The organism is Streptomyces sp. LS1784 (genome assembly GCF_020103755.1).
Lineage (GTDB): Bacteria > Actinomycetota > Actinomycetes > Streptomycetales > Streptomycetaceae > Kitasatospora.
This window is the reverse complement of sequence record NZ_JAHSQD010000397.1, coordinates 1-7657: the sequence shown is the minus strand read 5'-3', so window position 1 is coordinate 7657 and position 7657 is coordinate 1. Positions and strand designations below refer to the sequence as shown.

Sequence of the window (7657 nt, the reverse complement as noted above, 5' to 3'; positions counted from 1 at the left end):
CCGTCATGGCAGGCGGCGCGTTCGTCTACACGGCGGCCATCTCCACCGGCCACAACGGGAACTCCTTCCCCCCGGCCCCCTACGTCCACGCCTACAACACGGACGGCAAGGAGATCTACAACCAGAAGACGCAGCCCACAGTCAAGGGCGCCCGTCCGTAGGCGTTACTCCAGGCGCTTGGTGGTGGGGCGGCCATCCCAGCGGTAGCGCGGGGCCGCGCGGCGGATGAGCATACGCAGTGCGACGATCACGGTTGGCATGGTCGGGTGCTCACCCCCCCTTGCGGTGCTTGAGCGGCGCGTTTTGTCTGACGTACAGTCAGATCGGGATCAGGCGCCTGGCGCGCACATCATGGCCGCGCATTCGAAGCCGACTGGCGCCCGATCATCGGCACGTCGACCGTGTGGGTCCGGACGAGCTGAGCGCCGCGCGGCCCACGCCGAGCAGTCCTGCAAGGGGTAGGCCGACAGTCCGGTGTCAGAAGGTGCGGGAACGGGTGGGCGTCAGATCCGCTACCAGGAGCGCCAGTAGTTCCGCCGGCGCCTCGATGAAGCGGTAGTGGCCTCCCTCCAGGAGTTCGAAAGTCGCTTCGCCGCAGGCCGACCAGCCGGTCATCAGCGACGGCGCGATGCCCGTGTCCTCGCTCCAGCCAATGGCGGTGATCGGGCACGGCAGCCGGACCGGCTCGGCCACGTGATACCGCTTGTTCATGTCGACGTCGTTCCGCAGGACGCCGAGGTAGAGCGCGAGCAGGCTCGGTTCCAGGGTGCCGCCCAGTTCCGCGACGAGCTGGCGCAGTTCGGCCGCCAGCTCGTCGTCGCTCATGCCGAGGAAGCGGCCGTAGGGGCCGTCCTGCGGCGCGACCTCGGCGGAGACGAACACCTGGGTCGGGGCGGGGCAGCCCCTTTGGACCAGCCGTACGGCGGTCTCGTACGCCGCCAACGCGGAGCCGCAGTGCCCGAACAGTGCGTAGGGACGGTCCAGGTAGGGGCGCAGCACTTCGCAGAGGTCGTCGGCCATCGCCTCGTAGGTGGTGTGGGCGGGCTCGCGCATCCGGTTCTCCCGGCCGGGCAGCTGCACGGGGCAGATCTCGACGCCGTCGACCGATGACGGCCACTGGCGGTACATGCTCGCTCCGCACCCGGAGTAGGGCAGGCAGAACAGCCGCGCCGGTGCCACCGGCGACGGCTCGCGCAGGAACCACTTGTTGCGGGTACGGGCCGTCGGAGCGTCCACTGATGACCTTCCGTGTGGGGGGTTCTTCTCGGGTTCGGCTGCGGTGATGCGGCAGCGGTGAAGACGGTTGTGGTGCTGGTGGCCGTGATGATGGTGGCCGTGGTGCCGACAGGCGGCGGCGAGGTGCCGGCTCCTATCGGGTCCGCGCGGTGATCGGCAGGTGCGTGAAGCCCGCGATGACGTTCGAGCGCATCCGCCGCGGTGCCCCGGCGAGCTCGAAGCCGGTGAACCGGCCGAGCAGTTCGGCGAACAGGATCCGCAGGGCCACCCGTGCGACGGTGTGGCCGATGCAGTAGTGCGCGCCGACGCCGAAGGCGATGTGCTTGTTGGGTCGCCGTCGGATGTCGAAGGTGTACGGGTCGGCGAACACGGTCTCGTCGCGGTTGGCCGACCCCAGCCACACGACGACCGCGTCCCCCGCGGGGATCGGCACACCCCGGATCTCGACGTCGCGGGTGGCGTGGCGCATGAAGTGCTGGGTGGGCGAAGCCCATCGCAGTGCCTCCTCCACGCCGCTGCCGAGCAGCTCCGGGTGGGCCGCCCAGTCGTCCAGGACCGGGGTCCCGGCCAGTTCGACCATCGCCGCGATCGGTGGCTGGGCGGTGGTGACGGTCGCACCGAGCAGCAGGCTGTAGCAGTTGGACACGATCTCGCCCGGCGACAGTCGGCGTCCGTCCAGTTCCATGGTGAGCAGCACGCTGATCAGGTCGTCACCCGGTGCGCGCCGACGCTCGGTGACGATGTCCTGGAAGTAGGCGAACAGTTCGCGGTGGGCGGTCACGAGGGTGGCCCGTGGTCCGTCGGCGAGCTGGAACTCGGGGTCGTCCGCGGCGATGCAGGCGTGGGCGAGCCGGACCAGCCGCGGCCAGTCCTGTTCCGGCAGCGCCATCATGGTGCCGATCACCGCCATCGGCAGCGTGGCCATGGCGGCGGCGAAGTCGTACGGGCCGCCGTCGGCCAACGGCCGGAGCAGCTCGACGACGACCCGGCGGATGGCCTCCCGGTCGTTCTCCACCGTCTTGATCGACAGCGCCTGCTGCAGCGGGCCGCGCAGGTGCGCGTGCCGGGGCGGGTCGGTCGCGGCCATCTGGCGGCCGCCGGCGGGGTCGCCCTTGCCGAGGAGGTTGAGCAGGGTGCCCTGTTCGGAGGTGAACGTGGCGTGGTCGCGCAGGACCCGATTGGCGTCGGCGTGGCCGACGATCGACCAGTAGCCGATGTCGCCGACCGGCTGCCAGCTCACCGGGGCGTCGCGGCGCAGCCGTCGCCAGACCTCGTGCGCCCCGCCCTCGTGGTAGAGGTCGGGGTCGATCAGGTCGACCGGCTGTGGGGCGAGGACCGGGCAGCGCGTGGTCGGGGGGACCGTCGTCATCGGGGCTGCTCCTCCTGTGCCGCGTCGGCCGGGCCCCCGGTCGGGCCGTCCGTCGGGCCGTCCGGGCCCGGCGTCCGCATCCGCGCGGTGAGGGCCGTCGCCAGCTCGGCGATGGTCGGCGACATGTAGAGGGTCTGCGCGGGGAGGTCCACGTCGAACTCGCGCTGGGTGGCGACCAGGAGGTCGGTGGCCAGCAGGGAGTGTCCGCCGAGGTCGAAGAAGTCGTCGTCGACGCCGACCGGTTCGACGCCGAGGACGTCGCCCCACAGGTCGGCCAGTCGCGTCTGCACCTCGGTGAGGGGCGGGACGAACTCGTTGGGCACGTTGCGCGGTACCCGGGTGGCGGTGGGCAGTGCCCGGCGGTCGATCTTGCCGTTGCGGTTCACCGGCAGCTCGGGACGGACGAGGATCGCCCAGGGGATCAGGTAGTCCGGCAGCCTGTCCCGCAGTTCGTGGCGCAGCCGCCGGCCGAGGTCGGCGTCGCCCGCCGGACCGGGTTCCGCGGGCACGACGTAGGCCAGCAGCCGGGTGCCGCCCGCCGGATCGGGCTGCGGCAGCACGACCGCGTGCCGCACCCCGGGGAGCCGTTCCAGCTCGACCTCGACGGCGCGCGGTTCGGCGCGGTAGCCCTGGACCTTGACCTGGTCGTCCGCGCGTCCGACGAACTCCAGCGTGCCGTCCGGCAGCCAGCGCACGAGGTCGCCGGTCCGGTACATCCGGGCCCCCCGCTCGGTGCCGAACGGATCGGGCAGGAACCGTTCGGCCGTCGCGGCCGGGCGGTCCAGGTAGCCGCGGGCCAGGCCCGCCCCGGCCACGTACAGCTCCCCGCACTCGCCGACGGGCACCGGCCTGAGCTCGTCGTCGAGCACGGCGACCCTGGTGCCGCTGATCGGGCGGCCGATCGGCACGCTCCGCAGCTCCGGGAGGGTGCTGCTGGTCCAGCAGGTCGTGTACGTGGTGTTCTCGGTCGGTCCGTAGCCGTTGGTGAAGAGCAGCCCCGGGTGGCGGGCCAGCAGGTGCTGGACGTGGCCCGGCGAGGCCACGTCGCCCCCGGTGAGGACGTGCCGGACGTCGGTGAACGCCTCCGGGTGGGAGCTCGCCATCTGGTGGAAGAGCCCGGTGGTCAGCAGCAGGACCGTCACGCGCTCGGCCCGGACGACGCGCGCCACGTGCTCCAGCGTGATGGCGCCCGGGGGGAAGAGGACCAGCCGGCAGCCGTTGACGAGGGGGGTCCAGATCTCGAACGTGGACGCGTCGAACGCGACCGGCGCGAGGTGGAAGAAGACGTCCTCGGCGCGGACGTCCACCCAGTCCGCGCCCCGGACGAGCCGGTCGATCGCCCGGTGGGGCACACCGACGCCCTTGGGCTCGCCGGTCGAGCCGGAGGTGTAGCTGACGTAGGCGAGCCGGTCCGGGTCGCCGGGGCGGGCCGGGACCGCCGGCCCGGTGGCCGGCTCCTGCGTCGGGCCGCCTTCCGTCACCGTGACGACGGTGCCGGGCAGCCGCTCCCGCAGGGCCTCCTCGGTGATCACCATGCCCGCGCGGGCGTCCTTGAGCAGCAGCGCGTGGCGGGCGGCCGGGTCGTCCGGTTCGAGTCCGAGGTAGGCCCCGCCCGCGATGAGGACGGCGAGCAGGGCCACGATCAGCTCCGGCGAGCGCGGCACCAGCACGCCGACGACGTCCTCCTGCGCCAGTCCGGTCGCTCGCAGCCGCCCGGCGAGCCGGTGGGCGCGGTCGTTGAGCTGCTGGTAGGTCAGGGTCCGTCCGTCGCAGGTGACGGCGGGCGCGTGCGGGGCCCGCTCCGCCTGTTCGGCGACCAGCTCGTGGATCGCCCGGGCGTCGAACGGTGGCCGTCCGCTGCCGACGAACGCCGGGATGTCGGAGGTGAGGACCGTCTTGGTCAACTGCTTCCCGCTTTCCTGTGCTGAAGTGTCCCCGTCGGGGTTGAACGCGCGACCGCGTGGGCCGTCGGCGCCGCCGTGGCGGCCGTCGATGCTGTTCGGTGGGCGGTCGCGGTGGCGGCCGGTGCGCGGCACGCCGTGCGCGGTGCCACCGGGTGCGGCCACCGGCTCAGACCGCCGGCACGTGGAAGAAGGTGTCCCGCGTGGCGATGCGGCCCTGCGGCGTCATCCGGAAGAAGTCCGCGAACCGCAGCTCGACCTCGTCGCCGTCGTGCAGCACGCCGCGGAACAGGCCGTGCACCGCCACCTCGTCGTCGGTCGTGACCACGGTGGCCAGGGTGTGCACGCCGGAGCGGATCACCCGCTGGTCGCGGTAGAAGCGTTCGAGTTCGGCGTGTCCGACCATGGGCCGGTAGCCGGGGCGGTGGTAGCGGGCGTCCGGGGTGAACAGGGCGACCAGCGCGGGTACGTCCCCGGCGTCGACGAGCCGGTAGTACCGGCGGACCTGGGACACCGCCAGCGCCGGGATCGTCGGGGTTGCTGCGGCGGTCGGGGTTTCGGGTAGTGCCGGTGTCTCGTCGGGCTGGGAGAGGGTGTGGACCATGCCGAGGTGCTTCCTGTGATCGCCGTCAGGGGCTCAGAGTCGTGTACGTGGTGAGAGTTCCGGGACGGCCGCGGCGTCCGGGGCCGCCTTGAGTGCTTCGACCAGGCGCGCCGGCGTGGGTGCCTGGAACAGGGCGCCGAGGGTGAGTTCACGGCCGAACCTCACCCGCACCCGGTTGACCAGCCGGGTCGCGAGCAGGGAGTTGCCGCCCAGCGCGAAGAAACCGTCGTCGACGCCCACCGCGGGCCGGCCGAGCACCTCGGCGAACAGCGCGCACATCGTCCGCTCCGCCGGGGTTCGCGGCCCGGGCCCGGACGGTGCCGGTGCGGGGTCGGGGACGGGCAGCGCGGCCCGGTCGATCTTCCCTCTGGGCGTCAGGGGAAAGGCGTCGAGCGTGACGATCGCCGAGGGCACCATGTAGTCCGGCAGCGCCGCGGCGGCGTGCTCCCGCACCGACGCCGGGTCGAGCCCCGCGTCGCCGGCCGGGACGACGTAGCCGATCAGACGCCTGCCGGGAGTGGGCCCCGGTCCGGCGACCACGGTCGCCTGGGCGACGGCGGGGTGCCCGGCCAGGACCGCCTCGATCTCGCCCAGTTCGATGCGGAAGCCGTGGAGCTTGACCTGCTCGTCCGCGCGGCCGAGGAACTCCAGCTCCCCCTCGGCGTTCCAGCGGACCACGTCGCCCGTTCGGTACATCCGCTCGCCCGGTTCGCCGAACGGGCACGGCACGAACTGGCCGGCCGTCCGGCGGGGGTCGTTCAGGTACCCGCGCGCCACGCCCGCACCGGCGACGTACAGCACGCCGGCCACCCCCGGCGGCACCGGCGACAGCGCCTCGTCCAGGACGTACACCTGCCTGTTGTCCACCGGTCGGCCGAGGGGGACGACGTCGGGCACGGCCTGGCCGGGGCGGAGCACCCGGCGCGTGGTGAACGTGGTGGCCTCGGTCGGGCCGTACCCGGCGACCACCACGGAGTCCGGGCACCGGGCCAGGACGCGCCGTACCGCGTCGGCCGGCACGATGTCGCCGCCGGTCCACACCTGGCCGACCCCGGCCAGCGTGCCGGGGGACTCCTCGGCGAACACCCGGAACAGCCCGGCCGTCAACCACAGCGCGCCGACCCGGTGGTCGACGATGAGCCGGTGGAGGTCCGCGAGCGCCAGCTCGCCGGGCGGGGCCACGACCACCCGGCCCCCGTTGAGCAGCGGCACCCACCACTCGTAGGTCGAGGCGTCGAAGGCGTGCGGGGAGTGCGCGAGGACGCGCGGGCCGTCCTCCTCGCGCCAACAGCGTTGCGCGGTCAGGCTGATGACGTTGCGGTGGCTCAGGGCCACCCCCTTCGGCGTGCCCGTGGAGCCCGAGGTGTACAGGACGCACGCCAGGTGGTCCGGGCGCAGCGGCACGACGGGGTCGGTGGCCGGCTGGTCGGCGAGGCCGGGGTCGGCGTCGACGACGACACCCGGTGTGCCGAGGGACAGGGCGTCGTCCCGGGTGGCCCGGTGGGTGAGCAGCACCACCGCCCCGGTGTCGTCCAGGACGCGGCGCAGGCGGGCCGTCGGGGCCCGGGTGTCCAGCGGCACGTAGGCGCCGCCGGCCTTGCTGATCGCCAGGACCGACACCACCACGTCGACGGAGCGTTCCATGAGCACGGCCACCGTGCTGTCGCAGCGGACGCCCAGGGTGATGAGCCGGTGGGCCAGCCGGTTGGCCCGGGCGTTCAACTCCGCGTAGGACAGGGTGGTTTCCCCGCACACCACAGCGGGCGCGTCGGGCCTGCGCGCGGCCTCGGCCGCGAAGGCCGACGGCACCGTCGGGTGCGGCAGCGGCCGCGTGGTGCGGTTGGCGGCCACGACGGTCCGGTGCCGCTCCTCGGGGGTGAGGAGGTCGGGCCGGCCGATCGGCCGGTCCGGGTCGGCGGAGGCCACCGCGTTCAGGAAGCGGAGGAACCGCTGCTGGTGGGCGGCGAGTTCGGCCTCGGTGTAGAGCGCGGGGTTCGCGTCGACGTCGATCCGGGGCTCGGTGCCGTCGGAGCGGTCGTAGACGGAGAACGAGAGGTCCTCGACCGGCCCGTTGGACAGGTTGTGCACGGTGGCCCGGACACCCGCGAAGTCCAGGTGGTAGTAGAAGGACATGATGTTGACGACGGGCCCGAACAGGACCCGCTCCGACCCTGCCGGATCCAGCTCCCTGCGCAGGTCCTCGCTGCGGTGGCGCTGGTGCCGGCGCAGGGCGGCGACCTCCTCGGCCACCTGTCGCGCGAGTGCGGACAGCCCCTGCTCCGGGTGGACGCGCAGCCGCAGCGGCACCACGTTCGCCACCATGCCGGGTACGGCCGGCGCGGCGGAGCCGGTGCGCCCGGTCACCGGCATGCTGAGCACGATGTCCCGTTCGCCGCTGAGGCGGTGGAGGTACGCGGCGACCGTCGCGGTGAAGGCGGTGGGCCAGCTCGCCCCGGCGGGTCGCGCGGCCCGCCGCAGCGCCGCCAGGGTGGGCGCGTCGAGGCTGCCGGTACGGCGCAGGAAGCCGTCCGAGGCGGGCGCCGAGCG

The 7657-nt window shown here is 73.4% G+C and carries 5 protein-coding genes; all 5 read right to left on the bottom strand.

From position 1 onward, the window contains the following. Positions 1–477: 477 nt before the first annotated feature. Complete coding sequence (locus tag KS423_RS32385) at positions 478–1236, bottom strand: alpha/beta fold hydrolase (protein WP_224283324.1); 759 nt, start codon at positions 1234–1236, stop codon at positions 478–480. Between the two features lie 133 nt (positions 1237–1369). Further along, on the bottom strand, positions 1370–2605 hold the full coding sequence (locus KS423_RS32380; RefSeq protein ID WP_224283323.1) for a cytochrome P450: 1236 nt from the start codon (positions 2603–2605) through the stop codon (positions 1370–1372). Beyond that, positions 2602–4509, bottom strand: coding sequence for a non-ribosomal peptide synthetase (locus KS423_RS32375; RefSeq protein ID WP_224283322.1), 1908 nt, complete (start codon positions 4507–4509; stop codon positions 2602–2604). Before KS423_RS32375 ends, KS423_RS32380 begins: the two co-directional genes overlap by 4 nt. 166 nt (positions 4510–4675) lie before the next feature. Then, positions 4676–5110 carry a nuclear transport factor 2 family protein gene (locus tag KS423_RS32370; RefSeq protein ID WP_224283321.1) on the bottom strand — a complete coding sequence of 145 codons (435 nt, stop codon included), beginning with the start codon at positions 5108–5110 and terminating at the stop codon, positions 4676–4678. Positions 5111–5143: 33 nt separating this feature from the next. Next, positions 5144–7657 (bottom strand): non-ribosomal peptide synthetase (locus KS423_RS32365; RefSeq protein ID WP_224283320.1); only part of this gene is annotated, 2514 nt, incomplete at its 5' end.